General features: G+C 69.3%; 26 protein-coding genes and 1 tRNA gene. 12 read left to right on the plus strand and 15 right to left on the minus strand.

What is annotated here, in order from left to right; translation table 11 throughout:
* Nucleotides 1-8 precede the first annotated feature (8 nt).
* From fabF to FLV34_RS09110, 9 genes are all read right to left on the minus strand, one after another.
* Nucleotides 9-1,241: a beta-ketoacyl-ACP synthase II gene (gene fabF, locus FLV34_RS09070; protein WP_142645694.1), complete on the minus strand. Its 1,233-nt coding sequence runs from the start codon at nt 1,239-1,241 to the stop codon at nt 9-11.
* Nucleotides 1,242-1,340: 99 nt separating this feature from the next.
* A complete protein-coding gene (locus FLV34_RS09075) occupies nt 1,341-1,580 on the minus strand; it encodes an acyl carrier protein (RefSeq protein ID WP_147942860.1) in 240 nt (79 codons plus the stop codon).
* Nucleotides 1,581-1,659: 79 nt separating this feature from the next.
* Nucleotides 1,660-2,616, minus strand: coding sequence for a beta-ketoacyl-ACP synthase III (locus tag FLV34_RS09080; RefSeq protein ID WP_142645693.1), 957 nt, complete (start codon nt 2,614-2,616; stop codon nt 1,660-1,662).
* The gene (locus tag FLV34_RS09085; RefSeq protein ID WP_142645692.1) at nt 2,613-3,509 is read right to left on the minus strand and encodes an ACP S-malonyltransferase; all 897 of its coding nucleotides are present in this window, start codon (nt 3,507-3,509) and stop codon (nt 2,613-2,615) included. The genes FLV34_RS09080 and FLV34_RS09085 overlap by 4 nt, the downstream gene beginning before the upstream one ends.
* Nucleotides 3,510-3,626: 117 nt before the next feature.
* Nucleotides 3,627-4,829 (minus strand): CdaR family transcriptional regulator, encoded by a 1,203-nt coding sequence (locus FLV34_RS09090; RefSeq protein ID WP_142645865.1) that lies wholly within the window; start codon nt 4,827-4,829, stop codon nt 3,627-3,629.
* A 256-nt stretch (nt 4,830-5,085) separates the two neighbouring features.
* Nucleotides 5,086-6,735 carry a DUF2079 domain-containing protein gene (locus FLV34_RS09095; RefSeq protein ID WP_168065659.1) on the minus strand — a complete coding sequence of 550 codons (1,650 nt, stop codon included), beginning with the start codon at nt 6,733-6,735 and terminating at the stop codon, nt 5,086-5,088.
* A gap of 151 nt (nt 6,736-6,886) precedes the next feature.
* Complete coding sequence (locus tag FLV34_RS09100; RefSeq protein WP_142645690.1) at nt 6,887-7,330, minus strand: DUF350 domain-containing protein; 444 nt, start codon at nt 7,328-7,330, stop codon at nt 6,887-6,889.
* A gap of 14 nt (nt 7,331-7,344) precedes the next feature.
* On the minus strand, nt 7,345-8,508 hold the full coding sequence (locus tag FLV34_RS09105; RefSeq protein ID WP_147942861.1) for a glutathionylspermidine synthase family protein: 1,164 nt from the start codon (nt 8,506-8,508) through the stop codon (nt 7,345-7,347).
* 13 nt (nt 8,509-8,521) lie between these two features.
* Nucleotides 8,522-8,923: a hypothetical protein gene (locus FLV34_RS09110; protein ID WP_261985710.1), complete on the minus strand. Its 402-nt coding sequence runs from the start codon at nt 8,921-8,923 to the stop codon at nt 8,522-8,524.
* A 205-nt stretch (nt 8,924-9,128) separates the two neighbouring features.
* On the opposite strand from FLV34_RS09110, the gene FLV34_RS09115 reads away from it, so the two are divergent.
* From FLV34_RS09115 to FLV34_RS09130, 4 genes are all read left to right on the plus strand, one after another.
* Entirely contained in the window at nt 9,129-10,145 is a 1,017-nt protein-coding gene (locus FLV34_RS09115) for a PHP domain-containing protein (RefSeq protein WP_221889864.1), read from the plus strand.
* A gap of 69 nt (nt 10,146-10,214) precedes the next feature.
* Nucleotides 10,215-10,673 carry a YafY family protein gene (locus FLV34_RS09120; protein ID WP_142645687.1) on the plus strand — a complete coding sequence of 153 codons (459 nt, stop codon included), beginning with the start codon at nt 10,215-10,217 and terminating at the stop codon, nt 10,671-10,673.
* A 97-nt stretch (nt 10,674-10,770) separates the two neighbouring features.
* Nucleotides 10,771-11,484, plus strand: coding sequence for a YafY family protein (locus tag FLV34_RS09125; protein WP_222709453.1), 714 nt, complete (start codon nt 10,771-10,773; stop codon nt 11,482-11,484).
* Between the two features lie 271 nt (nt 11,485-11,755).
* The gene (locus FLV34_RS09130; protein ID WP_147942863.1) at nt 11,756-12,151 is read left to right on the plus strand and encodes a VOC family protein; all 396 of its coding nucleotides are present in this window, start codon (nt 11,756-11,758) and stop codon (nt 12,149-12,151) included.
* 223 nt (nt 12,152-12,374) lie between these two features.
* Here FLV34_RS09130 and FLV34_RS41345 read toward each other — a convergent pair whose 3' ends face one another.
* Nucleotides 12,375-14,402 (minus strand): serine protease, encoded by a 2,028-nt coding sequence (locus FLV34_RS41345; protein ID WP_261985711.1) that lies wholly within the window; start codon nt 14,400-14,402, stop codon nt 12,375-12,377.
* 250 nt (nt 14,403-14,652) lie between these two features.
* Nucleotides 14,653-17,406, minus strand: coding sequence for a pyruvate dehydrogenase (acetyl-transferring), homodimeric type (gene aceE, locus FLV34_RS09140; protein ID WP_142645684.1), 2,754 nt, complete (start codon nt 17,404-17,406; stop codon nt 14,653-14,655).
* Nucleotides 17,407-17,972: 566 nt separating this feature from the next.
* Here aceE and FLV34_RS09145 point away from each other — a divergent pair.
* The 7 genes from FLV34_RS09145 to FLV34_RS09175 all read left to right on the plus strand — a co-directional run bounded on the left by FLV34_RS09145 (nt 17,973) and on the right by FLV34_RS09175 (nt 21,120).
* Entirely contained in the window at nt 17,973-18,167 is a 195-nt protein-coding gene (locus FLV34_RS09145; RefSeq protein WP_142618036.1) for a DUF1918 domain-containing protein, read from the plus strand.
* Nucleotides 18,168-18,177: 10 nt separating this feature from the next.
* On the plus strand, nt 18,178-18,585 hold the full coding sequence (locus tag FLV34_RS09150; protein ID WP_142645683.1) for a secondary thiamine-phosphate synthase enzyme YjbQ: 408 nt from the start codon (nt 18,178-18,180) through the stop codon (nt 18,583-18,585).
* A 139-nt stretch (nt 18,586-18,724) separates the two neighbouring features.
* On the plus strand, nt 18,725-19,153 hold the full coding sequence (locus FLV34_RS09155) for a DUF3052 domain-containing protein (protein WP_142645682.1): 429 nt from the start codon (nt 18,725-18,727) through the stop codon (nt 19,151-19,153).
* Nucleotides 19,154-19,226: 73 nt separating this feature from the next.
* A complete protein-coding gene (locus tag FLV34_RS09160) occupies nt 19,227-19,682 on the plus strand; it encodes a peroxiredoxin (RefSeq protein ID WP_185948918.1) in 456 nt (151 codons plus the stop codon).
* Nucleotides 19,683-19,753: 71 nt separating this feature from the next.
* Nucleotides 19,754-20,080, plus strand: a complete 327-nt coding sequence (locus FLV34_RS09165; RefSeq protein WP_142645680.1) for a hypothetical protein — start codon at nt 19,754-19,756, stop codon at nt 20,078-20,080.
* Entirely contained in the window at nt 20,077-21,033 is a 957-nt protein-coding gene (locus FLV34_RS09170; RefSeq protein ID WP_142645679.1) for an ROK family protein, read from the plus strand. The genes FLV34_RS09165 and FLV34_RS09170 overlap by 4 nt, the downstream gene beginning before the upstream one ends.
* 15 nt (nt 21,034-21,048) lie before the next feature.
* A tRNA-Val gene (locus tag FLV34_RS09175) sits at nt 21,049-21,120 on the plus strand.
* A gap of 59 nt (nt 21,121-21,179) precedes the next feature.
* On the opposite strand, the gene FLV34_RS09180 is transcribed toward FLV34_RS09175, so the two are convergent.
* The 3 genes from FLV34_RS09180 to FLV34_RS09190 are packed head-to-tail and all read right to left on the minus strand — an operon-like array spanning nt 21,180 to nt 23,970.
* Nucleotides 21,180-22,337 carry a site-specific integrase gene (locus tag FLV34_RS09180; protein WP_147942864.1) on the minus strand — a complete coding sequence of 386 codons (1,158 nt, stop codon included), beginning with the start codon at nt 22,335-22,337 and terminating at the stop codon, nt 21,180-21,182.
* The gene (locus FLV34_RS09185) at nt 22,334-22,540 is read right to left on the minus strand and encodes a helix-turn-helix domain-containing protein (protein ID WP_147942865.1); all 207 of its coding nucleotides are present in this window, start codon (nt 22,538-22,540) and stop codon (nt 22,334-22,336) included. The genes FLV34_RS09180 and FLV34_RS09185 overlap by 4 nt, the downstream gene beginning before the upstream one ends.
* Nucleotides 22,537-23,970 carry a replication initiator gene (locus tag FLV34_RS09190; RefSeq protein ID WP_261985712.1) on the minus strand — a complete coding sequence of 478 codons (1,434 nt, stop codon included), beginning with the start codon at nt 23,968-23,970 and terminating at the stop codon, nt 22,537-22,539. Before FLV34_RS09190 ends, FLV34_RS09185 begins: the two co-directional genes overlap by 4 nt.
* A gap of 138 nt (nt 23,971-24,108) precedes the next feature.
* Between FLV34_RS09190 and FLV34_RS09195 the strand changes: the two genes are divergently transcribed.
* A complete protein-coding gene (locus tag FLV34_RS09195; protein ID WP_147942867.1) occupies nt 24,109-24,978 on the plus strand; it encodes a GntR family transcriptional regulator in 870 nt (289 codons plus the stop codon).
* Nucleotides 24,979-26,108: 1,130 nt separating this feature from the next.
* Here the strand turns inward: FLV34_RS09195 and FLV34_RS09200 are convergent.
* Nucleotides 26,109-26,579, minus strand: coding sequence for a hypothetical protein (locus FLV34_RS09200; RefSeq protein ID WP_147942868.1), 471 nt, complete (start codon nt 26,577-26,579; stop codon nt 26,109-26,111).
* Nucleotides 26,580-26,687: the final 108 nt, after the last annotated feature.

The following is a 26,687-nucleotide window of genomic DNA, read 5'->3' on the forward strand; positions in this document are numbered from 1 at the left end:
TCCCTATGTCAAACCGTCGTGAAGGCCACGGCGACGTTGTGTCCGCCGAACCCGAAGGAGTTGTTGACCGCGGCGATCTGCCCCTCGGGGAGGTCACGCGGCTTGGCGCGCACGATGTCCACGTCGACGCCCTCGTCGAGGTCGTCCAGGTTGATCGTGGGCGGCACCACGCGCTCGGCCAGCGCCTTGATCGTGAACACCGACTCGATGCCGCCGGCGCCGCCGAGCAGGTGCCCGGTCATCGACTTCGTCGACGTGACGAGGGGATGCGATCCGATCGACTTCTGGATGGCCTGCGCCTCGATGACGTCGCCCGCGGGAGTGGAGGTGGCGTGCGCGTTGACGTGAAGGATGTCGCGGCCGGTCAGGTCCGCGTCGGTCAGGGCCTGGGTCATCGCCATCATGACGCCGCGGCCCTCGGGCTCCGGCTGGGTGATGTGGTGCGAGTCGGCGGACATGCCCAGGCCGGCCGCCACCGCGTAGATGCGGGCGCCGCGGGCCACCGCGTGCTCGTACGACTCCAGCACGACCAGGCCGGCGCCCTCGCCGAGGACGAAGCCGTCACGGCCCCGGTCCCAGGGGCGGGAGGCCCGCTCGGGCTCGTCGTTCCTCGTGGACATGGCCCGGGCCGCCGCGAAGGCCGCCATGTTCAGCGGGTGGATCGCGGCCTCCGTGCCGCCGGCGACCACGACGTCAGCCCGGCCGCTGCGGATCATCTCCATGGCGTAGCCGATGGCCTCGGCGCCGGACGCGCAGGCGGAGACGGTGGCGTGGACCCCGGCCATGGCGCCGAGCTCCAGGCCCACCCAGGCCGCCGGGCCGTTCGGCATGAGCATCGGAACGGTGAACGGCGACAGCCGCTGCCAGCCCTTCTCCTTGAAGGTGTCGTAGGCCGACAGCGTGGTGCCGATGCCGCCGATGCCGCTGGACACGCAGACGCCGAGCCGCTCGGAGGGAACCTCGGGGGCCCCCGCGTCCTGCCATGCCTGGCGGGCGGCGATCAGCGCGAACTGCTCACTGCGGTCGAGCCTGCGGGCCTCCGGCCGCGGCAGGACCTCGGCCGGATCGACGGCCGCGGTGCCGGCGAACTTCACCGGAACGGAGTCGACCCAGTCCTCGGTGAGCGGGCGGATGCCCGACCGCCCCTCGAGGAGCGCCGACCAGGTCGATGCGACGTCTCCACCGAGGGGCGTCGTCGCGCCGAGCCCGGTGACTACGACACGTACCCGGTCCTTACTCACTTGTCTGCACTCCTCTTGGTATCGGGGCGTGAAAGGGGGCCGGACGCGCCCTGTCGCCTCGCGGGAGGCGGGGCGGGCACGCCCGTGCGGCCGGGGGACTCAGGCCTGGGTGAAGCTGATGACGTCCTTGACGGTCTTGAGGGTCTTGAGCTGGTCGTCGGGGATCTCGACGCCGAACTCGTCCTGGGCCGCGACGGCGATCTCGACCATGGAGAGCGGGTCGATGTCCAGGTCGTCCACGAAGCTCTTCTCCGGGGTGACCTCGTCGGCCGAAATGCCGGTGATCTCGTTGATGATCTTGCCGAGGCCCGCGAGGATCTCCTGCTCGGTCAGTGCCATGTCGCGATTACTCCTTGGATTTGCTGTCTTCCGGTTTCCTGGGTTGCCCCAGCTCTGTACGGCAGGCCGTACAAGTTCCTCAGGGGATCTCGATCACCTGGGAGGCGTAGGTGAGGCCGGCGCCGAAGCCCAGCAGCAGCGCCAGACCGCCCGACTGGACCTCGCCGCGCTCGATCATGCGCGAGAGCGCGAGCGGAATCGACGCGGCGGAGGTGTTGCCGGCGAGCACGATGTCCCTGGCGACGACGGCGTTGTCGGCGCCCAGCTTGCGCGCGATGGACTCGACGATCCGCAGGTTCGCCTGGTGGGGGACGAAGGCGGCCAGGTCGGAGGGGTCCACGCCCGCACGTTCGCAGGCGAGCCTGGCCACCGGGTGAAGCGCGGTGGTGGCCCAGCGGAACACCGTCTGGCCTTCCTGATAGAGGTAGGACCGGCGGTCCTTGACCTGGATGGCCTCGGCCTTGTCACCGGCGCTGCCCCAGGCCACCGGGCCGATGCCGGGCCGGTCGGAGGGGCCCACGACCGCGGCGCCCGCGCCGTCGGCGAAGATCACGGCGGTCGAACGGTCTTCGCTGTCGACCCACTGGCTGAGCTTCTCGCTGCCGACCACCAGCACGTTGGTCGCCGAACCCGACCGCACCGCGTCGGACGCGGCGGCCAGCGCGTAGCAGAAGCCGGCGCAGGCGGCGTTGATGTCGAAGGCGCCGGGGGCGGTGATGCCGAGCCGGTGGGCGACGCGGCCGGCGGCGTTGGGGATGGGGGCCTCGATCGTGCAGGTCGCCACGATCACCAGGTCGATGTCGTCGCTGGACAGGCCGCTGGCCGCGAGGGCCTTGCCACCCGCCTGCACGGCGAGGTCGATCTCGGACTCCTCCGGGCCCGCCACACGGCGTTCCTTGATGCCGACGCGGCTCTGGATCCACTCGTCGTTGGTGTCGAGCCGGGCGGCGAGATCGTCGTTGGTCACGACGTTGGCGGGCTGATAGCCACCGAACGCCAGGATCCTCGCCGCGGGGGCGCCTTGGCCGAGCTTCACTGCAGCACCTCCCGGGCGGTGTCCAGGTTGTCAGGGGTCTTGAGCGCCACGGTCTTCACTCCGGGCAGGGCCCGCCGGGCCAGGCCGGTCAGCGTGCCGCCGGGCAGCAGCTCGATCATGGCGGTGACGCCGCGCTCGGCCATCGTCGCCATGCAGGCGTCCCACCGGACCGGGCTGGCCACCTGGTTAACCAGCCGGTCGAGGAACTCGGCACCGCCGGAGACGGCCGCGCCGTCGGAGTTGGACAGCAGCGTGACCGACGGGTCCGCGGGGGTCAGCGCCGCGGCCTCGGTGCGCAGGTGGTCGACGGCGGGGGCCATGTGGACGGTGTGGAAGGCTCCGGCGACCGCCAGGGGGCGCACCCGCGCCTTCTCCGGCGGCTCGGCCGCGAAGGCCTCCAGCTGCGCCAGCGTGCCGCCCGCGACGATCTGGCCCGCGCCGTTCATGTTGGCGGGGGTCAGTCCGTGCTTGGAGATGGCGGCGAGGACGTCCTCCTCCGCGCCGCCGAGCACCGCGGTCATGCCGGTCTCGGTGACGGCGGCGGCCTTGGCCATCGCCCGGCCGCGCTCGCGCACCAGGGCGAGGGCCTGTTCGGGGGTCAGCACCCCGGCGATCGCGGCCGCGGCGAGCTCGCCGACGCTGTGTCCCGCGACCACGTCGGGCCTGATCCCGAGCGTCTCGAACGACGCCAGGGCGGCGGCCACGAGCAGGGGCTGGGCCACGGCGGTGTCGCGGATCTCATCGGCGCCCGCGGTCGTCCCGTACGCCACGAGGTCGAGCTCCACGATCTCCGACCACGCGGAGATCCGGTCGCGGAACTCGGGTATCTCGAGCCACGGACTGAGGAATCCTGGGGTTTGGGCGCCTTGGCCCGGAGCGACGATGACGAGCACGTACTCAACCCTGCCCTGTAGAGGTTCACCACACTGATGGAGATCCGAACGAACTTTGCCGCTGCCGTGTTGTGGGGTACCTACAGTTTCGGTGTCGAGCAGATTAAGGCACCCGGCTCAGGTTACGGACAGACGCCCGAGTATGAGACCCACCTGGAGGGTGAATGCGGACCGCCCCTCCGTGGGCTGATACCCGGTCAGTTCCGTGATCTTACGTAGACGGTATCGCACGGTGTTCGGATGGACGAACAGCAGCCTGGCCGTCGCCTCAAGCGAGGTCCCCTGCTCCAGGTAGGTCGCGAGCGTGTCGAGCAGCGGGGTCCCGGCGAGCGGTTTGTAGACGTTCTCCACAAGCTGGGCGCGGGCGTCCTCGTCGCCGTCCAGCGCGCGCTCGGCGAGCAGGTCCTCGGCGAGCACCGGGCGCGGGGCGTCGGGCCACCCGGCGGCGGCACGCAGGCCCGCGATGGCGGCGCGGGCCGACCTGGCCGCCGCGTGCAGGTCGGGCACCTCTGGCCCGATCACGACGGGCCCGGGGCCGAAGCGCGCCACCACGCCGCGCGCCGCGTCCTTGACGCCGTCCGCGCCGCCGACGATGACGATGAGCCGGTCGCCCTGCACCCCGGCGAGCAGCTCGTGGCCGAGACGGCGCCCCTTGTCGCGCAGGCCGTCGATGACGCTCTGCGGGTCCTCGTCCGGGGCGTACCCGGCGAAGACGACGACCGGCGCGGAGGTCCAGCCGAGCGCGGCGGCCCACGAGTGCAGCCCGTCGTCGACCTGGCCGCGCACCAGCGCGTCCACGATCAGCGCCTCAAGCCGCGCGTCCCACGAGCCGCGCGCCTCGGCCTCCCTGGCGTACACCTGGGCGGCGGCGAAGGCGACGTCGCGGGTGTAGCGCAGCATCGCGTGCCGCAGCAGCTCCGCGCCGCCGGGCGCGGCCAGCTCCTCGACCTGGGCCTCGACGACCTCGACGACGATGCGGACGAGATCGACCGTCTGCTGGAGCGACACGCTGCGCTTGAGCTCGCGCGGCGCGGTGCCGAAGAACTCGATGCTCGGCGTCGGCCGCCCCTCGCCCGCGTGGCCGAACCACTCGACGAACGCCGCGATCCCGGCCTGCGCCACCAGGCCGACCCACGACCTGTCCTCGGCCGACAGCGCGCGATACCAGGCCAGCCGCTCCTCCATGCGGGCCATCGCGGCCGTTCCGAGGCTGCCCATGGCGCGGTCGAGCCGCCGCGCCGTGTCCTCCCGGATCCTGTCGTCCTCCCGGATTTTGTCGTCCTCGCGGATCCTGTCGTCGTCCCGGACGCCGTCGCTCATCGGCACCCCGTCTCCGGCCGTCCGGACGACGTCGTCGTTCTGCCCGTCCGTACGCATCTGCCCGCCGTTCCACGCGCCCCGCTCGCTCACGCCCTCTAGCGTGCCAGGTCATCGCATTGATCGTGCCGCACGGGTGTGTGGGCGGCGTCACCGCAGGTCGGAGCGGCGGGCCGCGGGCTCAGGAGCCGACGCGGCCCAGCGGTCTCGGGCGCCGACGCGGTGCGGCGGTCTCGGGCGCCGATGCGGCGCGGCGGCCTCAGGAGCCGATGCGGTGCAGGACGACGATGTCCTGGCGGTCGAAGCGCAGCTCGTAGCCCTCGGTCAGGTAGCTGTCCACCACGCCGCGCAGGTCGTTGTTGACGGAGGCCACGATCCAGGGCGTGCCCCGCTTCTGGTAGTCCCACCACAGCACGGTCGCCCGGCCGGACAGCCGCGCGCCGAAGTCGTCGCTCGCCTCCACCACCGTGCCTTCGGGGACCATGCTGATGGCCTGCTCCCTGGCCTCCGTACGGGGATCGGGCTGGTAGAAGTCCGGGCTCATCAGGTTGTCGAACGGCCGGTAGGGGACCGTGGTGACCGCGACCGCGAAGACCGCGGCGGCGTAGGCCAGCCGCAGGCCGTGCCCGGGGCGCGGCACCCCGCGCCGCTCCAGCCACCGGATGAGCCGGGCGGCGCCGTCCACCCCGGCCATCAGCAGGACCATGATCACGAACGCGTCGTAATGCCAGCCGGTCGACCACCAGTTGTCGGAGTCGGCGAGCAGCCGTTCGAGGATCAGCGGCAGCGCAGCCAGGAACAGCGGGGACAGCAGGCACAGGAACAGCGCCGGCCACAGCAGCAGGCCCCAGGTGTCCCACTTCGAGTGGTCGTCGAAGAGCATGCCCACGAACTGGAGCGGGTGCGTGACGGCGCTCCACAGCATCTGCGGCAGGTCATCGCCGAGCTTGGAGTAGCGCGTGTAGTAGGCCGGGTTGCCGCCCGCCAGCGGAATCAGGAACTTGCGTACGACCTCGAACACGGCCACGCCGGTGAAGACCAGCCCGGTCCCGAGCCTGCGCTGCCCGGTGAAGAACAGCCAGACGCCGAGGCCCGCCACCATGAGGCCCAGGTCCTCCTTGGTGAGCAGGAGGCCGGCCACCGCGAGCAGCCCCGGCAGCCGCCGCCCGGCGTGCAGCCGCTCGACGGCGATCGCGCTCAGCAGAGGCACGAAGGCCACCTCGTGGAACTCCACCGCCGTCGCCTGCGCGATCGGCCAGGAGATGGCGTACGCCACGGAGACGAGGTAGGCGTGCGGCGTGCCCAGCACGCGGCGGGTGAACTTCCACAGGAACGGGATGGCCAGGGCGAACAGCACGGCCTGCGCGACGAGTAGCGTCTCGGGCCCGTCGTGCAGCCAGTAGAACGGCGCCAGCACGGCCAGGATCGGCGAGAAGTGGTCGGCGAGCTGGATGTAGTCCATGCCGAAGCCGCCGGTGACCCCGCGCAGCGGCACGGTGGGCGCCGAGAAGTGCGAGTATCCGCGCACCGCCTCGTCGAAGATGACCAGGTCGTAGGTGGCCACCTGGAAGTGGGCGAGCCTGAGCAGCGAGAGGGTGCAGTTGAGGGCCGTCGACAGCGCGCAGAGCACGGACAGCGCGATCAGGTGCCGGTTGGACCGCAGGATCCCCGCGGACGGGCCTTGCGGGTCCGCCTCGCCGTCCGGCCGCTCCTGCGGCTCGGCGGTGGCCGTGGCGTCGGGGGTCTCCGCGGGCTCTGTCTCGCCTGCCGCCCGGGTGCCTGCGGCGTCTCCGGGCTCCGCGACGGCCGTTCCGTCCACGGCGGCTGCCTCCAGGGTGTCGTCGGGGTCGCTGCTTTTCCGGGGCGGCTCCTCCGCCGGTCGCCCGGACGCCGTGGTCCCCGTGAACACGAGGAGGAGAGTAGGCCCTACGGGCAGGAACGGTCTATACGGGCGCATCTCCGGAAACTCGCTGCCGCGGCGTACGGCGCTCCCACCTGGGGCTCCTCACGCGCGCCCATGAATCTTTCATGGGCGCGGGGCCGGAGGTCGCCGGCGCCGGTCAGATGACGGCGACGGCCGTGATGAGGCCGATGAAGAAGTGCGTCACGCCGAGGAGGACGGCGGCGGGCTGCAGCGTCGTTTCCTGGACGAGTTCACGCACCGAGATGCCGGCGACCTTGTCGAAGGCCACCATGCCGAGCGTCTGCACGGCGATGCCCACCAGGCCGAACACGAGCGTCGCGAGCAGCCCTTCCTGCAGCGCGCCGCCCGACGACCAGATGGAGGCCGCCACGACGAGCCCGACGCCGGCGACGCTGGAGGCGGCCAGCATCGTGGCGTTGGGATTGCGGTCGGTGCGGATGACCTTGCTGAGCCGCCCGGGCGTCGCCAGGTCGATGACGTAGAACCCGGCGACGAGCAGCAGCACGCCCAGGATGGCGTACGCGAGGATCGCCAGGGCGCCGTGCGCGAGCACGTCGCCGATGGAGGTTGTGGTGTTCACGGGGGCCTTCGCTTTCAGCCGTGGATGCGGTGGGGGACGAAAGAGGACGTGTCGTCGGTGACGAGGCCGGAGGTCTCCCGGATGCCGAGTCCGGCCGACTCGTCGTCGACGACCCACGCCCCGAGCACCGGACGCCAGCCGTCGAAGTCCGGCAGCGGCAGGAACTCCTGGTAGACGAAGCCCTCTGTGCCGTAGTCGCCCTCGGTCTCCACCTCGACGCCCGGTGCGGAGATCCGCATCGAGGCGCCCTCGCGGCCGAGCAGCGGCTTGCGTACGTAGCCGGGCCCACCGGCCAGCTCACGGGGACCGTCGAGGTAGGCGGGCAGCAGGTTCGGGTGGCCCGGATATAGCTCCCAAAGGATCGCCAGCAGGGCCTTGTTGGACAGCAGCATCTTCCACAGCGGCTCGATCCACGTCATCGAGACCTGCTGGGCGAGCGCGTGCGGCGCGAACGGCTCGGCGACGATCCACTCCCAGGGATACAGCTTGCACAGCGTGCGGACGACCCGGTGCTCCATGTCGACGAACCTGTGGTTGAGCGCGTCCCAGCCGATGTCCTCCATGGCGATCGCCGCAGTGACCAGCCCGGCCTGCTCCGCGGTCTCCTGGAGGTAGCCGATGGTCATCGCCTCCTCGCCCGTCTCGTCGGCGCTGGTCCACGCGAAGTGGGCCGGGCCGGTCTGGAGCGTGAGCGACTTCCAGCGGTCGACCAGGCGCTCGTGGATCGAGTTCCACTGGTCGTCTTCCGGATAGACGTCCTTCAGCCAGAACCACTGCACGACGGAGCTCTCGACCAGGCTCGTCGGGGTGTCGGCGTTGTATTCCAGCAGCTTGGCCGGGCCCGTGCCGTCGTACCGCAGGTCGAACCGGCCGAAGACGTGCGGGTCGCGCCGCCGCCACGACTCCGCGACGGCCGCGCGGCAGTGCGGGGGGATGCCGAGGTCGGCGAACCGGCCGGAGGTCACGATGTGGTCGGCCGCCGCCAGGCACATCCGGTGCAGCTCCTCGACCTGCTCCTCCAGCGCCAGGACCTCGTCCATCGTGAAGACGTAGTGGACGCTCTCGTCCCAGTAGGGCCGGGTGAGGCCCACGGGGTGGGCGGAGCGGTGGAACGCGAGCCCCTGCGACTCGACGAGGGCGGCCCAGTCCTCCCTGGGCGCCGAGCTCAGCCTGCGCACGTGCCGGCCCCGCTCAGCCGCCGCCGCCGAAGTGGAAGCCGAAGCCGCCCCGCTGCACGACCCGCCCCGACCGGGTCGTGATGTGGGCGTCGGCCGGCCGTACGGTCGTGCCGCGGTAGACCCGGCTGCCGTTCCGGATGCCGCCGTAGTACCAGCGGTACGCGCCGTGCGAGCCGTAGTAGTGGCTGCGGCCGCCGTCGTCGTCGCAGTAGTCGTCGTCCACGACGAGGTAGGAACCGTCGAGGTTGAGCGTCGAGGTGTCCACGCAGTCGGCGCCGACCTCGTCGTAGTCGTCCTGCGCCGCGCAGAAGCCGACGACGAGGACGGACAGCACGCCGAGGGTGCCGAGTTTGATCGCGGTGGAGGACTTGATGCCGCCGGAGGGCGGCGGTGTCCCCGGCGGCTGCGCGCTCATGGCCATGGGATGGGTCGGCAAGGAGCCGCCGGGTGGCGTCGTGGGTGGGGGGCTCTCCCCGGGCTCTGCCAATCGGGCTCCTGCTGTCGAGATCGGCACACATTATCGTCTGGTTGGACGAACGGGACAGGCAGGTGCCGGGTTCCTGATGCGTCTGTTATCTCCGGCCCGGCTGAGGCTCCGTACGCCGGGTAGCGTGCCGGTTGTGGACCCCGTCGAGGCGCTCAAGCGCATCGCCTTCCTGCTCGAACGGGCCGGCGAGCCGACCTACCGCGTGCGCGCCTTCCGCGGCGCCGCCGCCGCGATCGAGGGCCTGCCCCGGGAGGAGCTCGTACGGCTCGCGCGCACCGGCGGCCTGACCGGCATGCGGGGCATCGGCAAGGTGACGGCCCTGGCCATCACGGAGGCGCTGGACGGCGCCGTGCCGACCTACCTGCGGCGGCTTGAGGACACCAAGGACGTCGACCTGGACGAGGCCGCGCAGGCGCTGCGGTCGGCGCTGCGCGGCGACTTCCACAGCCACTCCGACTGGTCGGACGGCGGATCGCCGATCGAGGAGATGGCCGACGCCGCCCGCGCGCTCGGTCACGAATACCTGGCGCTGACCGACCACTCACCCCGGCTGACCATCGCGAACGGTCTGTCCGCCGACCGGCTGCGGCGTCAGCTCGACGTCGTCGCCGAGCTCAACGAGCGGTACGCGGGGGAGGGCGGCCCGCCGTTCCGGATCCTGACCGGCATCGAGGTGGACATCAACGCCGACGGCTCGCTCGACCAGGAGCCGGAGCTGCTCGGACGGCTCGACGTCGTGGTGGCGAGCGTCCACTCGCTGCTGCGGATGGAGGCCGCGGACATGACCCGGCGGATGGTCACGGCGGTGGCCGACCCCGACGTGGACGTCCTCGGGCACTGCACCGGCCGCGTCGTACGCGGACGCGGGCGGCCTGAGTCGCGGTTCGACGCCGAGGTCGTCTTCGAGGCGTGCCGGAGGTTCGGCGTCGCGGTGGAGATCAACTCCAGGCCCGACCGGCTCGACCCGCCCAAGCGCCTGATGCGGCTGGCGTACGAGATGGGCTGCGAGTTCGCGATCGACTCCGACGCGCACGCGCCCGGCCAGCTCGACTGGCAGCGGTTCGGGTGCGAGCGCGCCGCCCTGTGCGGGATACCGCCCGAACGCATCCGTAACACCCGGTCCTGGGAGGTTGTCGCAGGCATGGGGTGATGGTGCTGTGGCGTCCGAGTGAGGTGTGTTGTGCGGGTTTGGCCGCACTGATCGACGTAGCGTCGAATCATGAAACGCCGCGACGCGCTGGTGAGGGAGCTGGAATCCGCCGGGTGCCTGTCGGCCCGCGAGCTCGCCTCGCGCCTCGGCGTCAGCAAGAGCACCGTCGTGCGCGACGTCGCGAAGCTCCGGGAGGCCGGTGTCCCCATCCGGCTCGACCAGGGCGGGTACGCGCTCGCGGGCCCCGACCTGGTGAAGCGCGCCATCGACAGGGCGCTGCGCGGGCGGCACGTGCTGCGCCTTGAGTACGTCAACAGCAAGGGTGTGCCCACCGTCAGGGACGTCGAGCCGAGCATCTGCCTCGGAGGGCGGGGCGGGCACTGGTATCTGGTGGCGTGGTGCCGGTTACGCGACGACGTCCGCGTCTTCCGGCTCGACCGGATCTCCTGGGCCGAGGTCATGGACGAGCGTTTCCCCGAGCCGGGCCGCGACCGGCTGGCCGAGCTCGCCGAGGCCGTCGGCGGCTGACCGCGCCGTTCGCGCTGACCCACTATGACCTGGATTGATGGGATGCAGTCGAACGCGTCAGCGAGAAATGTCGGTGGGGTGGCCTACCCTCTGCGGCGTGAACCGTACCGACCGGCTCTACGCGATCGTCGAGGACCTGCGGGCGATCTCCCCGCGCTGCCGGTCCGCGCGTGAGCTCGCCCTGCGCTTCGAGGTGAGCTCGCGGACCATCGAGCGGGACATCTCCGCGCTGCAGCAGGCCGGCGTGCCGATCTACGCGGAGGTCGGGCGCAGGGGAGGATACGCGCTGGACAAGAGCATGTCCCTGCCCCCGCTCAACTTCACCCCCGCCGAGGCCGTGGCGGTGGCGATCGCCCTGAGCCGCACAGAACAGCAGCCCTTCGCCGACGAGGCGCGCAGCGCGCTGCGCAAGCTCGTCGCCGCCATGCCCGGCCCCGAGGGGGACCGAGCCCGGCAACTGGCCGCCCGCGTGCAGATCCTCACCGACGACAAGCCGGAGTCCCGCTACACCGGGTCGATCGGCCGGGTCATCGAGGAGGCCCTGCTCAAGGGCGTCGTCCTGCGCATCCACTACGGCGACGCGCAGGGTGTGCTCACGACCAGGGAGGTGGAGCCCGGGGCGTTCGTCGGCGGGCGGAGCGGGGGGGGGTACCTGGTGGCCTGGTGCCGCCTGCGCGACGCCGTCCGCGTCTTCCGGCTCGACCGCATCGTCGAGGCCGTCCTCACCGAGGATCCGGTGCCAGGCCGGCCTTTGGAAGCGTTCGACGCCGGGGTGCCTGACATGATCGCGCGCACGCCGGTGCTCGACTGATCGTTTCTTCGAAAAAATGTTCGTGAGTCTTCGGAAACGCCGACAGGGGGGTGTCGCGAGGGAGCGGGAGGCTCTACTCACACGACGACGGACCGGCCGTGGCCCATCGAGCACCTTCCCCGCTCGACACGCCGCCGCCGTCGCACAGGAGAGAGCGCCCGCCACAGAGGGCTACAGCAGGGCGTGACAAGCCGCGACAAGTAAGGCGCGACAAGCAGGGCGCGACAAGCAGGGCGCAACTGCAGAGCGCCACGGAAGAAAGAGACCGACGATGACCACTCCCGCCGCCCCAGCCGTCAACACCGTCGCCTGGTTCGAGATCGCGAGCGACGATCCCGAGGGGGTCCAGCGCTTCTACGGTGACCTGTTCGGCTGGCGGTTCCAGACCGACGAGAACTCGGCCGCCATGGGCATGGACTACCGGCTCATCAGCTACGACGGTGACGACGAGGTGAGCGGCGGCGTGTTCGGCACCCGCGGCGACATGCCCGGTCACGCCATCTTCACCGTGCTCGTGCGGGACGTGGCCGAGACCTGCCGCACCGTGGAAACCCTGGGCGGGAAGGTGCTCAGCCAGGTCGTGGGCAACGAGAGCGGCCCCGACTTCGCCTACCTTCACGACCCGTCCGGCAACCTCTTCGGCATCTTCGCCCCGGCCGGTTCCTGACCGGCCGGAGCGCACCCAGGCCGTCCGAACGCCCGCCGGGATCCCCCCGTGCTTCCCCTGCGGTGCCTTTCCCCCCGGGCCCTTCCCCTCCGGGCCGTCAGGGCGCTCGGACGGCCGTTCCCCACCCCCGCCGGTCGGGTGGGGTCCGCCGGCCGCCCGTTCGAGGTGCCGACACGGGCGGCCGGCCCCGCCGCGTCGCCACACGTGCCGTGGCGGGGCCTCGTCATGCCTCCGGCTGCCGGTTCTGCACCTGCGGGTGCTGCACCTGCGGGTGCTGCACCTGCCGGTGCTGCAACTGGCGGCGCAGCTCGGCGATCTCCCGCTCCAGGTCGGCGATGTCCGGGGCGCCGGAGCCGGCCTGGCCCTGACCCTGGACTTGGCCCTGGCTCTGGACCTGGCTCTGAACCTGGCTCTGAACCTGATCCTGGCCCTGGCCCGGTGCGGCCTGCGACCACTGCTGCCCATAGGGCGAGGGAGCTGGACGCACATACCGTGTCGCGCCGTCGAGTCGCTGAAGGTCGTTGCCCGCGTCCGGCCGCTGGGAGTCGTCGCCCATGTCCGGCCGTTGGCGGTCGTAACGCACGCCAGGCCGCTGGGGATCGAAGTCGCGCGAGGGCGGGACCTCGTGGTCTCCGGACGTCCGCCCGGGCCGGTGGCCGTTGGCCGGCGGCAGGCTCTGCGGCTGCCGGCCCTGCGGCAGCAGGTGCCCGTTCACCGGCTGCCGGTCGTAGCCGGCGCCGACCTGCGCCGGGTAGCCACCGCCGCCGTCGGCCTGGAAATACGGCCCGCCGTACGCGGGCGAGGGCGACTGTCCCTGCGCGGAGAAGGCGGTCTTCCTGCGCCTGCGCATCAGGATCAGCAGCAGGAGACCGCCGCCGGCCACGACCAGCGCACCGGCTCCGGCGGCGATCCACAGCCACAACGGCTGCGGGGTCTCGTCCTTGCCGGACGAGATCGCCTGCTGGGAGTCGGTGATGTACTTCGCGACGTACGGGTGACTCGGGAACAGCGCCTGCACCTCGCGGAACTTCGGCAGCGCGTCCTTGTAGTGCCGCTGGAAGAAGTCGTCGAGCGCCTCGTTGTACTTCGTCGTCGTCAGCGACGCGGCGGGCCTGACGTTCTTCTCGTTGAGCTTCTCCTTGATGATCGAGACCGGGAGCACGAAGCTCTCGTTCTCCGACGCCTCGCCGTTCTCGCTCACGGTGCCGGCGATCAGCATGCCGACGACCTTGCCCGCCCGGCTGAAGACGGGACCCCCGGAGTTGCCGTGATAGGAGGGCGCCTGCGTCTGGACGTACGGCACGCCTTCCTGCGTGGTGCGCTTGGCGTTGTACGGCCCCTCGGTCAGCGCCGGGTCGAGCTTCGACTCGACGCTGAACCACGGCGTGTTGGTCACCAGGCCGGGGAAGCCGCTGATGTAGAGCGTGTCGCCGGTCTGCACGTCGGCGTCATCGCCGAGCGGCACGGTCGGCAGGTTCTGCCGGCCGTTGACCTTGAGCAGCGCGAAGTCCTTGCCCGGGTAGCTCTCGCCGACCGACACCAGCTCGGCCGGGACCTCCTTGGCCGTCTTGTCGACGCCGCCGCCGGGCAGGCTCTGCAGGACCGACAGGCTCTTGCGCAGGCCGCGGATCTCCAGGTGGGTGCTGTTGAAGGTGACGTAGATCTGCTGGACGAGCTCGATCATCTCCTTGTCGGCCTCGAAGTTCCGCAGGGCGTTGATCATGTCCTTCGCGTCCTGCTTGTTGAACTTCTCCAGCGCCTGCCGCGCGAAGGTCTGCGACAGCTCCTCGTCGCTCATCTCGACGCAGTGCGCGCCGGTGACCATGTAGCCGTCGGGGGTCACCCACCAGCCCGTGCACATGCCGCCGACCTGAGCCTTGACCGTGCGTTCCGGGCCGACGGGCCGGAGATACCGGTCGACGTCGGCCGCCACGCGCTGGAAGAGGAACTTGGCGATGCTCCGCTCGTCAGAGGGGATCTTGCCGGTGAGCACGGCCCGGGTGGCCTCGTTGGTGAGCTGGTCCCACGCGGCCTCCTTGGCCTGGCTGCTCGGGACGACGACCTCGCCGGAATAGGTGATGCTGGTGAGCTGCACGGCCGGGTGGGTGCGAGCGGCCAGCCGGGTGCCGACGGGGACCTCGTCCCCGGTGTCCGCCGAAGCGGGAGCGGCCACGACGAGCAGGGCGAACGCCGCCGTCGCGGCCATTCCCCCGGTCAGTCTGCCGAAGTATTTCCTGAGATTTCCATCCACGGCCGCAAGCGTGATGGAACGTTCTTGTTACCCGCTTGGAGGTGGCTTGGGACCGGCCGGTAACGCACGCCACGGCCGCATCCGCGCCGCTCAGGCGGGATGAGGGCCCCGGACACAGCCCCGCTTCCGGCGCGGGTGAGGGCTCCGGACTCCCGCGTGGGGTGAGGGCTCCGGACTTCCGCGTGGGGTGAGGGCTCCGGAAACGACGGCGGCCCCCGCCGGAGCGGGGGCCGCCGAAACGATCCGCGGATCAGACGCCCATCGACTGGGTGTCGTTGGTCTCCGGGGTCTGCTGAGCCGTCACCTCGGTCACGCCGTTCTTGAGGTGATAGCGGGCGACGGCCTCCTGCAGCGTCTCGGCCTTGACCTCGCCGCGCCGCACGAGCTGGGTCAGCACCGCCAGCGTGATCGAGGCCGCGTCCACGTGGAAGTGGCGGCGCAGCGCCGAACGCGTGTCGGACAGGCCGAAGCCGTCGGTGCCGAGCGAGGTCCAGTCGCCGGGCACCCACTGGGCGATCTGGTCCGGGACGGCGCGCATGTAGTCGCTGACGCCGACGAACGGCCCCGGCACACCCGACAGCTTGGTGGTCACGTACGGCACCCGCTGCTCGGCGTCGGGGTTGAGCAGGTTGTGCTCCTCGACGGCCAGGGCGTCCCTGCGCAGCTCACTCCAGGAGGTGGCCGACCAGACCGAGGCCGCCACGCCCCAGTCCTCCGCCAGCATCCGCTGTGCCTCCAGCGCCCACGGGCCGGCGACGCCGGACACCAGGATGTTCGCCTTCGGCCCCTCGCCCGTCGCAGGGGCGTAGAGGTAGAGGCCCTTGAGGATGCCCTCCACGTCCACGTTCTCCGGCTCGGCCGGCTGCGGGTAGGGCTCGTTGTAGACGGTCAGGTAGTAGAAGACGTCTTCGGGGTGCTCCCCGTACATCCTCCGCAGGCCGTCCTTGACGATGTGCGCGATCTCGAACGCCCACGCCGGGTCGTACGCCACGGCGGCGGGGTTGGTCGAGGCGATCAGCGGGGTGTGGCCGTCCTCGTGCTGCAGGCCCTCGCCGTTCAGCGTGGTGCGGCCGGCGGTGGCGCCGAGCAGGAAGCCCCGGCCCATCTGGTCGCCGAGCTGCCACATCTGGTCGGCGGTCCGCTGGAACCCGAACATCGAATAGAAGATGTAGACCGGGATCATGTGCTCGCCGTGGGTGGCGTACGACGTGCCCGCCGCGAGGACCGAGCCCATCGAGCCGGCCTCGCTGATGCCCTCGTGCAGGATCTGACCCTCGGTCGACTCCTTGTAGGACAGCAGCAGCTCGCGGTCGACCGCCTCGTACGTCTGCCCGTGGGGCGAGTAGATCTTGGCGGTCGGGAACATCGCGTCCACACCGAATGTGCGGGCCTCGTCCGGGATGATCGGCACGAACCTGGCGCCGATCTCCTTGTCGCGCATGAGGTCCTTGAGCAGGCGGACGAACGCCATGGTGGTGGCGACGTTCTGCTTGCCGGAGCCCTTGCGCAGGCCCGAGTAGACGGGGTCGCCGGGGAGCTTGAGCGGCTTGGCGCGTACTACTCGCTTCGGCAGGTAGCCGCCGAGCGCCGCCCTGCGCTCCTTCATGTAGGCGATCTCGTCGTTGTTCTCGCCCGGGTGGAAGTACGGCGGGAGGTCGGCCTCGAGGTCCTTGTCGGGGATGGGCAGGTAGAGCCGGTCGCGGAACTCCTTGAGCTCGGCCTTGCTCATCTTCTTCATCTGGTGCGTGGCGTTGCGCGCCTCGAAGTCCTTGCCGAGCGTCCAGCCCTTGATCGTCTGGGCCAGGATGACGGTCGGCTGGCCGACGTGCTCGCGGGCCGCCTTGAACGCGGCGTACACCTTGCGGTAGTCGTGACCGCCGCGCGACAGCTTGCGGATGTCGTCGTCGGTCATGTGCTCGACCATCTTGCGCAGGCGCGGGTCGCCGCCGAAGAAGTGCTCGCGGATGTAGGCGCCCGACTCGACCGAGTAGGTCTGGAACTGGCCATCGGGCGTGGTGTTCATCTGGTTGACCAGCACGCCGTCGACGTCGGCCGCGAGCAGCGGGTCCCAGTCACGGCCCCAGACGACCTTGATGACGTTCCAGCCGGCACCGCGGAAGTACGACTCCAGCTCCTGGATGATCTTCCCGTTGCCGCGTACCGGGCCGTCGAGCCGCTGCAGGTTGCAGTTGATGACGAAGGTGAGGTTGTCGAGCTCCTCGCGGGCCGCGACGCCGATCGCGCCGAGCGACTCGGGCTCGTCCATCTCGCCGTCGCCCAGGAAACACCAGACGTGGCTGCGGCTGGTGTCCTTGATCTTGCGGTTGAGCAGGTAGCGGTTGAACCGCGCCTGGTAGATCGCGCCGATCGGGCCGAGGCCCATGGAGACCGTGGGGAACTCCCAGAAGTCCGGCATGAGCCGGGGGTGCGGGTAGGACGGCAGGCCCTTGATCCCGTGGGACAGCTCCTGGCGGAACGCGTCGAGCTGGGCCGCGTCGAGGCGGCCCTCAAGGAAGGCACGGGCGTAGATGCCCGGGGCCGCGTGGCCCTGGATGAAGACCTGATCGCCCGACTCCCCGTGGTCCTTGCCGCGGAAGAAGTGGTTGAAGCCCACCTCGTAGAGCGAGGCCGCGGACGCGTAGGTGGCGATGTGGCCGCCGACGTTGGTCCGCGCGTTGGCACGGGTCACCATCACCGCCGCGTTCCAGCGGATGTAGGCCCGGATGCGGCGTTCGACGTACTCGTCCCCTGGGAACCAGGGCTCACGCTCCGGTGGGATGGTGTTGATGTAGTCCGTGCTGCGCAGGCCGGGCACGCCGACCTGGTGTTCGCGGGCGCGCTCTAGCAGCCGGAGCATCAGGTAGCGGGCCCGGGTGCGACCCTCGGTCTTGATGACGTTGTCGAGCGATTCGAGCCATTCGCTGGTCTCGCTCGGATCGACATCAGGCAACTGGCTGGGTAGGCCGTCACTGATGATCGAAAAACGCTGGCGTCCGGAAGCCACTGGGTCTCGCCTTCCGAGAATGGACTGTGTCTCGTCGGATCTGTTACGTCTGGGTTGCCTGCTGCGATGCAGTCAGCGCTTGATCGCGGCGTTGCGGTCTTCTTCCATCCTGTCTCGTCCTACCGGAAAGTGCATCTCTACTTCCCGGTAACCGAACCGTCCGCGCTGGCTGCGGGGCAGTTCTTGGCCTAGACCACCGATGGTAGGACGATTTTTACCCACCATCCATTCCTGGCCGCCGCCGGGGGCGCCGCAGGGTCTCAGAGGTCATATCGTGCCTGGTCGGAACCCCCCTACCCGGCCTTGCCGAGCCTTATCCGGAAGGCCCGGCGAAGTCGTCGCGCGGCCGGGATCCCCGACGATTTGTAATCGTCTACGGCACGCTCTCTACTCGTCTGTTTCCAGGTCTGCGGCATGTCGCCCGGGACAAGCGGACGGGGCCGGGCGGTCGTGTGGCGGCCACGTAACGTTTTGGTATGAGTTGTCCCTTCCTCTGAGGAGAGGAGGGTTTCTCCTCTTTCCAGGTGGCGATAGCCGTACCAGGCTCAGGAGAGAGGGGGACCGAGATGCATGCAACGGTAGGGGACCGGCTGGTGGTGCACGGTGCCGTCGTGGGCGACCACGAGAAGCACGGTGTGATCGTCGAGGTCCGCGGCCCGGAGGGCGGCCCGCCGTTCCTGGTGAGATATGAGGACGGGCACGAGGCGCTCGTCTTCCCCGGACCGGACGCCGTCGTCGTCCCAGCTCAGCGCGAATCGTAATATCGCGGATGTGAAATCGACGGTGATCGACGTGCGGACCGGCGCGCGCGAGCGCGTGCACGACATAACGAAGGAGTGCGCCGACTTCGTGCGCGAGTGCGGGGGAGACGGGCTGCTGCACGTCTTCGTCCCGCACGCGACGGCGGGCGTGGCGCTGATCGAGCTCGGCTCCGGGAGCGACGAGGACCTGCTGGCCGCCCTGGGAGACCTGCTGCCGGCGGACGACCGGTGGCGGCATGCGCACGGCTCTCGCGGGCACGGGAGATCGCATGTCATGCCCGCCTTCATTCCGCCGTACGCTACCGTTCCCGTCCTCGCGGGCAGGCTGGCGCTGGGGACCTGGCAGTCGGTCGCCCTGGTCGATCTCAACGTCGACAACCCCGACAGGCGTGTTCGTTTGTCGTTTTTGACCGATTAAGAGATAACGGTGCGGGTCACCCGCCGTGGCGACCGTTGACGACGAAGGGTCGCAGCGTGTGGACTGTGCCGAAGCATGGCTCTCAACGAGCCGGGACAACCGCAAACTGGGCGGGGTCACCCAAGCAGGAGGGATAAACGTGAGCGCGACCGCGGGTCAGGCGCAGGACGAGCGCGGCCTGGCCGAACGACTCGGCCTCAAAGCCGGTCAGGTGGTGCAAGAGGTCGGCTGGGACGAGGACTGCGACGAGGCGCTGCGCGAGTCCATCGAGGAGCTGACCGGCAACGAGCTGGTGGACGAGGACTACGACGACGTCGTCGACGTGGTGCTGCTCTGGTGGCGTGACGGCGACGGCGACCTCTTCGACGCGCTGAGCGACGCGATGACCGCACTCGCCGACGGAGGCCAGATCTGGCTGCTGACCCCCAAGGCGGGGCGCGAGGGCCACGTGGAGCCCAGCGACATCGGCGAGGACGCGGCGACCGCGGGTCTGTCGCAGACGAGCAGCGTGAGCGCCGCCAGGGACTGGTCGGGCACAAGGCTCGTCGCCCCGAAGGCCCGCCGCTGAGTATTGCCCTGCCGTACGGCCCGGGGATGCCGTACGGCAGGATGATGAGCGGACACCTGGGGAGGGACTGCTCATGGCGATAGAGGTCGGGCAGCGGGCTCCGGATTTCGCGCTCAAGGACCAGCACGGAGTCCCCGTGCGCCTGTCCGGCCTGCGGGGAAAAACCGTGATGCTCGTCTTCTATCCCCTGTCCTTCAGCCCCGTCTGCCATGGCGAGCTCGCGGCCATCCGCGACGAGCTCGCCGGCTCCCTGCCTCCGCACGTCCAGGTGCTGGCGGTGTCGGTCGACTCGATGTTCAGCCAGCGCGCCTGGGCCGACCAGGAGGGTTTCACTTTTCCCCTGTTGTCGGATTTCTGGCCCCACGGTGAGGTCGCCCGGGCGTACGGTGTCCTCGATGAGGACAGGGGCCTCGCGCTCCGGGGCACGTTCATCATCGACGGCGAAGGCATCGTGCGCTGGAAGGTCGTCAACCCGATCGGTTCCGCACGCGATCTCGACGAGTACCGCAAGGCGCTCGCGGACATCTGATCGTTTCATTGCCCGCCCCCGGGCACTGACATATCCGACTCCGACTCCGACTCGCCCTTTTGGAGGCCACGATGCCCTGCTACCGGTGCGGGGCCCGGCAGACCGACCCCGTCCGCGGCGCCAGCCCATGGAAGCGCGCGGTGCGCCACGAGGCGCAGGTCCTCGTCTGCCCGGACTGCCAGCGCGTGCACGATCTCGATCTCGACACGTGCGCCTCGTGCGGCTCGATCGCGCTGATCTGCCGCCTGGGGGAGATCGAGTGCCGCTCCTGCGGTGAGGTGCGGCTCGCCCGCGCCGGTGAGCCGCTCGTCACGGCCGGCCCGCCGGGTTCCGCCCGGATGCCCGGCCTCGCCGCGGAGGTGGAGGCGGCCCTCGACCGCGTCCTGGGCCGCTCGTGACGTACGTCGTCGCCCTGGACGTGGGCGGCACCTCCATGAAGGGCGGCCTCGTCACCCGGCGCGGCGAGGTCACCGTCCTCGCCGGGCGTCCCACGGGGCGTGAGGACGGTCCTGACGCGGTCGTGGACGCCGTGCGCGCCTACGTCGGCGAGATCGCCGACCTCGGCCGCTCCCGGTATGGCGCCGAGCCCGCCGGGGTTGGCCTGGCCGTACCGGGCATCGTCACCGCGTCCACCGCCGTCTATTCGGCCAACATCGGCTGGCGCGACGTGCCCGCCGAGGCGTTCACGCCGCCGGGCGTCCCGGCGCGGCTCGGCCACGACGTCCGTACGGGCGGCCTGGCCGAGAGCGTCTTCGGCGCGGGCCGCGACGTCGCCGATTTCCTCTTCCTGCCCATCGGCACCGGCATCGCGGGAGCGGTGGTGCTCCGCGGCGAGCCGTACGGCGGAGCGCACGGGTGGGGCGGCGAGATCGGGCACGCGGCCGTCTGGCCCGCGGGGGAGAAGTGCGCCTGCGGGCAGATCGGCTGCCTGGAGACCTACGCCTCCGCCTCGGCCGTGGCCCGGCGCTTCACCGACCGCTCCGGCCGTACGGCGACAGCGAAGGAGGTCGTCGAACTCGCGGTCGCGGGAGACCCGGTGGCCGCCGAGGTGTTCGGCGAGGCGATCGAGGCCCTGGCCATCGCCCTCGCGTCGTACGTGCTCGTGCTCGACCCGGCCCTGATCGTCATCGGCGGCGGCCTGGCGGAGGCAGGCGCAACCCTGTTCGAGCCGTTGAAGGAGCGGCTCGCCGGTCGGCTGGCCTTCCGCGAGCCCCCGCCCGTACGCCCGGCCGCCCTGGGCACCCGGGCGGGCATGCTGGGCGCGGCCCTACTCGGCTGGCAGGCCGCGGGAGACGGCGACGCGGGCGCCGACTGGTCACTCGATGTGCTGAGAGGCGGGTCGGTGTCGTAAGGTGTAGTCCGGTCCGGGCGGTTAGCTCAGCGGTAGAGCACTCGCCTTACAAGCGAGGGGTCACTGGTTCGAACCCAGTACCGCCCACCTGGTGAAACGGCGTGTTGCCGATCTTGTTTTCGCGGACCGAGTGACTATCTGAGTGACTATGCCTCGAAGAGGCTGTCCATCTTCTCCGCGCCCTGCATGAGCACCGGGCGGATCTGCTTGCGGTAGACGGTCTCGGTGACCACGGTGTTCCGATGGCCGACGAGGCGGGAGATGTCCTCGATCGGGACACCGGAGTCCGACAGCAGCGAGACGAAGCTGTGCCGCATCTCCCGTGGGGACCAGTCCTTGCCGGCGAGATCGGCGTTGTCGAGGATCTTGCGGAAATCGCGTCGTACGTTGTGCGCGGTCAGCGCGGTTTCGTTCTTGGTACGGAAGACGAGATCGGACTCAGTGGAGGTCTGCTTGTCAGCCAGGGTATGAAGGGCGTCGACGCAGAGGCGGGGCAGCTTGAGGGATCGGCGGGACTTCACGGTCTTCGTGTCGCCCTTCTGGCGGACCGAGCGCCAGACGTGGATGGCGAACTCCTCCTGGTCCCAGCCGGCCTCGGCGACGGGTAGCCACGCCTGTCGTTCCTCGTCGTACGCGACGACGTGTGACCAGGTGAGCGCGCGAAGCTCCTCGGTCCGAGCGCCGATCAGCAGCGAGAGCACGATGTACGCCCGCATGCGTGGGCTGGCCTTGGCCGCCTCGTCGAGGATGGCCTGAGCCTGCGGCAGGGTGAGTGCTTTAGAGGGACGGCCCGCGCGCCCTTCGGGGATCTCGCAGAGATCGACGACGTTCCGTTTCACCTTGTCGCGGCGCATCGCGCTCTTGACCGCGCGGTTCAGGATGCCGTGGATCAGCTTGAGCGAGCGCGTGCTGAGTTCTCCCTTCTTGTTGGCCAGCCAGGAGTCCACGTCCTCCACGGACAGGTCACGCAGCTTGCGCGCGCCGAGCGCCGGGAGGATGTGGGTCTCCGCGAACGTCGTGTACATCCGGACTGTGCTGGGGGACCGGCCACCCAGGCCGTGAGCGAGCCAGTAGGTCACGGCGTCGCTCACGGTGTAGTTGGTCGGTGCGATGGCCAGGCCGTCTTCGTGGTCGCGGATTATCTCTTTGAGCTTGGCCTTGGCTTCGGTCTTGGTCTTGCCGCTGGCCTTCTTCACGATGCGTTTCCCCGCAGGGGAGTAGCCCAGGGTCACCGAGGCGATCCAGCGTTGCCGCTGTTCGTCCCAGTGCAGGCCGCCGTCTCCTTTGCTGCGTCGGGCGGTCATGATGCCTTCCTTGCCTCCTTCTCCAGTAGCCGGATGTAGTCGTCGATGGCCGAGGCCGGGATGAGCCGGGTACGGCCCTGGCGGACGGAGCGGAGTCGCCCCGAGCGGATGAGTTCGTAGATGACGCTGCGACTGAGGCTGAGCAGGCGCATCGCGTCGGGGATTCGGTAGAGCCGCCGATCGGCGGATGGGGGTGGGGTCATCCGTCCTCGCGCTCTGCCCTGATGGCGCGGGCGGTCTGGACGCGCTGGCGGATGTGCTCGGCCATGATCGCCTCACCGGGCGTGTGGCCGATCCCGGCCAGGCGCCAGTGGCCGAGGACGAGCGTGGTCGCGTCGCCGAGGGCGGGCAGCCCGTGGCGTTCGCGTGCTTCGGCGGCCCGGTGCTGGGCGCGAGCGCCGCGCAGGTCGCCGAGCTTGAGGGAGTAGGCGCGGCTCTTGCTGGAGAAGTGACCCCGGAAGCCGAGCATGTGCGCCCAGGGTCGCAGGCGCAGGGCGGCGAACTCCGGGCGTCCGCCGAGGTCCCAGCAGGTGCGGATCATGCGCCGGGCGTGGTCGGTGACCGGCAGTGCGTCCAGGTTGAGTCCGGCTTTGAGGCCGGTTCCGGGGCAGCGCCCACAGGTAGCAGTCAGCGTGATCCGCCCACGACCGCCGCAGGCCGGGCACGACACGCGGTGATCGACGGTGCCGGAGGCTTCCGCGCCTTTGGTGGCGTACTTGGCGATGTAGCCGGCCACCGCCCGTTCGCTGACTCCTTCCGCTCTTTCGTCGAGGAGGATGGGCCGGATGTCGAGTTGGTCGCCCCAGGTCAGCTCCCACTGCCCGAGTTCGCTTTCGGGTGAGGAGAGACGGACACGGGCGAGCGCAGGTGGGACCGCCCGTACGAGCAGGTCGTGATCGGCCCATGCGGGAGGGGGTTCCTGGGCTCCTGCCGGGCCGTCGAGGCGGATGACTGAGTGGAAGTGGACGAGGCCGCGCCGCTGATACTCGGCGACCTTGGCGAAGGAGACGCGCACCTCTTTGCCGAAGGCACGGCGGCTCATTCCCATATGTGCGGCCAGCTCTTGACGCATGGCCAGAGTGAAGCGATGCCACAGCGCGCCCGCGTGCGCCTGCCACAGAACGGCCCCGATGTAGTCGTAGCAGTCCGGGCAGATGGGCTGTCCGAGCCGGTCATCTCGTGGCTCGTGCCGGACATGGCAGCCAAGCGGCCGCCCGTGCTCGCACACCTTGTCACGCTTCCGAGGACGGCAGGCACGCCCGTCCCGGTGCGAGTGAACCGGGCCGAAGGACGGAGCGGTCAGCGTGACGAAGGCCCGCGGATGGGAGCTGACCGTTTCCGGGACGCCCTTGCCGCCCGACAGGCCAGCGCGGATCAGGTGGAAGGTGTCGGCCCGGTAGACCTCCGAGCAGGCCGGGCACACCGAGGCGCGCCGGTTGCCGCAGGCGATGCGCAGGCGACCGTCCGGCTCGTCGGCTGTGGTGTAGCTGTGCAGGACCTCGCCGGTGCCCGCGTCCACGATGGCCGATTCGCCGGCCAGGTGGATCGGGTGAGAACAGCCGCCTGTCGCGGCCACCATCGAACGCCACCGGTCATAGCCGGGCGCGTTGATGACCCGAACGAGGTCGGTCATCCAATCGTGTTCGTCATTCGCGCTCATGATCGGTACCTCCCTCCTACTGCAGGACCACTTGTAGTACATGTTGACGTGCGTTGCTGGTGCTCGTCAACCTGTAGTACAAGTTGTGTTGAGAGAAGTGGGAGGGATCGTATGGAGACCGAGGAGAAGGACCCGCGTTGGCGCGTCATCGCCACCGACCTACGCGCCGCCATCCTCGATGGCCGTTACCCGCCTGGTGGTGCACTGCCGAGCGAACCGGAGCTGGTCAGGAAGTATGAGGTCTCCCGTCCCACGGTTCGCAAGGCCATCGACACCCTGGTCTCCGAGGGTCTGGCCTACGTAATGCGCGGACGAGGCTCGTTCGTGCGCCCCATGCCCGAGCGGCGCGCCATCATCATCACGGACCGGAACCGGCCGGACCTGGCCGCTCCCGGCAACCATCCCGACGTTCAGGAGTTCGGCTGGGACCTGGCCATGAAGGACGTCGAGCCCGAGGCCCCGCTGTTCACCGACGAGAAAATCAGCGCGAACCGAGACGTCGCCATCATGCTCGGCGTCCGGCCCGGACACCCGGTGATCCATCGCCGCAGCATGTGGCACCGCGGCCACACAGCCCGCATTCATGGCGCGTCAGCCCGGCTGGAAATCAACTCCTACACGAACGCCGACATGGTCACCGACTGGGACGACCCCAAGCGGTACCACCAGTTCCGCGAGCGTCCTGGCTTCTTCTACCAGTCGCTCATTAGCGAGCACGGCCCGGTCAGGTGGATGACCCTGACGACGGCCCGCATTGCGTACGAGGACGAGCGAGCCCTGCTGGGGCTGGACTATGCCGAGGCGTTGCTGATTATCCGGCGCACGATGTCCCACGCCAACGGCCGTCCGATCGAGGTCACCGAGGTCAAGGCCCCCGCCAACCGCTACGAGATCGGCTATCACACGGAGCTTGCCGACGACCCCGACGCCGACCTCACGCCACAGGAGCTCAGCGACAACGGCATCGACCTCGTGATCTAGACCCTGCCTTTTGGTGGTTCAGAGTTTCTTTACTGGTTCAAGGGCGAGCCGCCTACGGCGGCCCGCCTCGCGCGCCGGTCGGCCAGCCGGCCGGGCGTGCGGCTCTTCGGCCGGTCCCGGCCGGCGCCGCCCGCGCGCTCCCGGCCACCAAGACGGAAGGCCAGACGATCGAACACCACCGCGGCCAGGACGACGCGGTCCAACTCGCCGAGACGATCCGGAGATAAGAGCCGCAAGGGGCTCCGCCCCCTGCACCCCCGGCCCTCCTCGGAGATGAGCCGGGACAGTACAGGTGGTAGGGCGGTCATCTCCTCGTCGGTCCCCCGAGGGGATGCCAGACCGGCCGCCCAAAGTCAAGCCGTCGTGTGCAGGCAGGACAACCAGCCAGAACGGAAGGTCACCGGGAGTATGTACACGCGAACGACAGCTTGACCCCAGGCGTCCGGCCCGGCATGGCTACGCCTGCCCGACGAGGAGATGACCACCAGACCGGTTGCTGCGGTAAATAGCCCTGAGAGCAGCTCTAAAACCCGGGTGGTCCGCCATATAGTTCTTTAGATCCACATTTACGATGATATTGCATATCATCAAACATAGACTTTTATGTGGAGCTTATGACAAATACCTTGCCGCCCGACGGAATACAGTCCGTCAGGTTTCCCAGCTCCTTCGGCGGCGTTTTCCAGTTCTGAATGAATCCGCTTAGATCTATCATGTCCCCCTCGAGAATCATTTTCTTCGACACGCGCACACCTCTCTTTCTGTTTGCAAGTATGGGCTCCGCCCCCTTGGGCCAAACCGACCCATATATGACATCGGGACGCACTATTGAGCTGATCGTTAAGCATTTACTTTTAGGATTAAAGACAAGGCGGCCCACTAAGCCTACACCCGGATTATCAATGTTGTTGTGTATGATGATACGAGGGTCCGTACCGCTCAGGCGGAATTTCCAATCATCCTCCTCTTGACAGGATGCGACAAGGAGGGGGACTAATGCAAGATAGACAACTTGCTTCCACTGCGGTGATTTCATGCTCTATTCAATCTGTATGTATGGATCTGAGCATCAGATGTCGCCGATGAACGAAGATGGGGGTGCCAATATTACTTGGCACCCCCCCAATAGACTATGAGCCTACTGGCGCTGTCCATACATAATACCCACCGAGAGCGCTTGACAGGTCCGCGGCCGGAGTAAATGAATCCCAGGTTTTCTGGTATGCGCCGTGATGAATGCCCCATGCCCTGTTACCGTAGTACCAGGGGCCACCACTATCTCCGCCAGCGGCTTGACGGTCTTCCATCACCGTGAGGTCGTAGTAAGTTCGCCCGTCGTCGCCCGTACCTACGGCCCCGACCTGCTTCACATGGCTGCACGTAGCCCCAGTTTTACGACCGAATCTACAGATCCTGTCGCCGATGTTTGAATAAGTGCCCCAATCGTAGACGTAGCGCTTAAAAGTCCAGTCGTAATAGAACGTGCGGGTGACGACGAAATTTCCTCTGGAGTATCGGGCGAGATCATAGCTTGAACTTACGGATTCTTTTGCAACACCTGTAAAGGTGTTATTGACCTCATCTCCATTGATGTATGCCAACCCACCTCCCAGGGCCCAAGCGTTCTCGGCTGGTGAGATGGGCGCAGCCCTGGGACGGACGGGTAGTTGAGGGCGCCCCGGTGCGGAGATGACAAACGCGACCCCTCA

This window comes from Microbispora sp. CSR-4 (genome assembly GCF_008033685.1).
In the GTDB taxonomy this organism is placed as follows: domain Bacteria; phylum Actinomycetota; class Actinomycetes; order Streptosporangiales; family Streptosporangiaceae; genus Microbispora.

Excerpts from the sequence above, each read along its gene's own strand:
- FLV34_RS09075 (WP_147942860.1), bottom strand. The coding sequence starts at position 1,580 with ATGGCACTGACCGAGCAGGAGATCCTCGCGGGCCTCGGCAAGATCATC.
- FLV34_RS09090 (WP_142645865.1), bottom strand. The coding sequence starts at position 4,829 with ATGAGCGACGGCGTCCGGGACGACGACAGGATCCGCGAGGACGACAAA.
- FLV34_RS09110 (WP_261985710.1), bottom strand. The coding sequence starts at position 8,923 with ATGAGCGCGCAGCCGCCGGGGACACCGCCGCCCTCCGGCGGCATCAAG.
- FLV34_RS09120 (WP_142645687.1), top strand. The coding sequence starts at position 10,215 with ATGAAACGCCGCGACGCGCTGGTGAGGGAGCTGGAATCCGCCGGGTGC.
- FLV34_RS09130 (WP_147942863.1), top strand. The coding sequence starts at position 11,756 with ATGACCACTCCCGCCGCCCCAGCCGTCAACACCGTCGCCTGGTTCGAG.
- FLV34_RS09145 (WP_142618036.1), top strand. The coding sequence starts at position 17,973 with ATGCATGCAACGGTAGGGGACCGGCTGGTGGTGCACGGTGCCGTCGTG.
- FLV34_RS09160 (WP_185948918.1), top strand. The coding sequence starts at position 19,227 with ATGGCGATAGAGGTCGGGCAGCGGGCTCCGGATTTCGCGCTCAAGGAC.
- FLV34_RS09165 (WP_142645680.1), top strand. The coding sequence starts at position 19,754 with ATGCCCTGCTACCGGTGCGGGGCCCGGCAGACCGACCCCGTCCGCGGC.
- FLV34_RS09180 (WP_147942864.1), bottom strand. The coding sequence starts at position 22,337 with ATGACCGCCCGACGCAGCAAAGGAGACGGCGGCCTGCACTGGGACGAA.
- FLV34_RS09185 (WP_147942865.1), bottom strand. The coding sequence starts at position 22,540 with ATGACCCCACCCCCATCCGCCGATCGGCGGCTCTACCGAATCCCCGAC.
- FLV34_RS09190 (WP_261985712.1), bottom strand. The coding sequence starts at position 23,970 with ATGACCGACCTCGTTCGGGTCATCAACGCGCCCGGCTATGACCGGTGG.
- FLV34_RS09195 (WP_147942867.1), top strand. The coding sequence starts at position 24,109 with ATGGAGACCGAGGAGAAGGACCCGCGTTGGCGCGTCATCGCCACCGAC.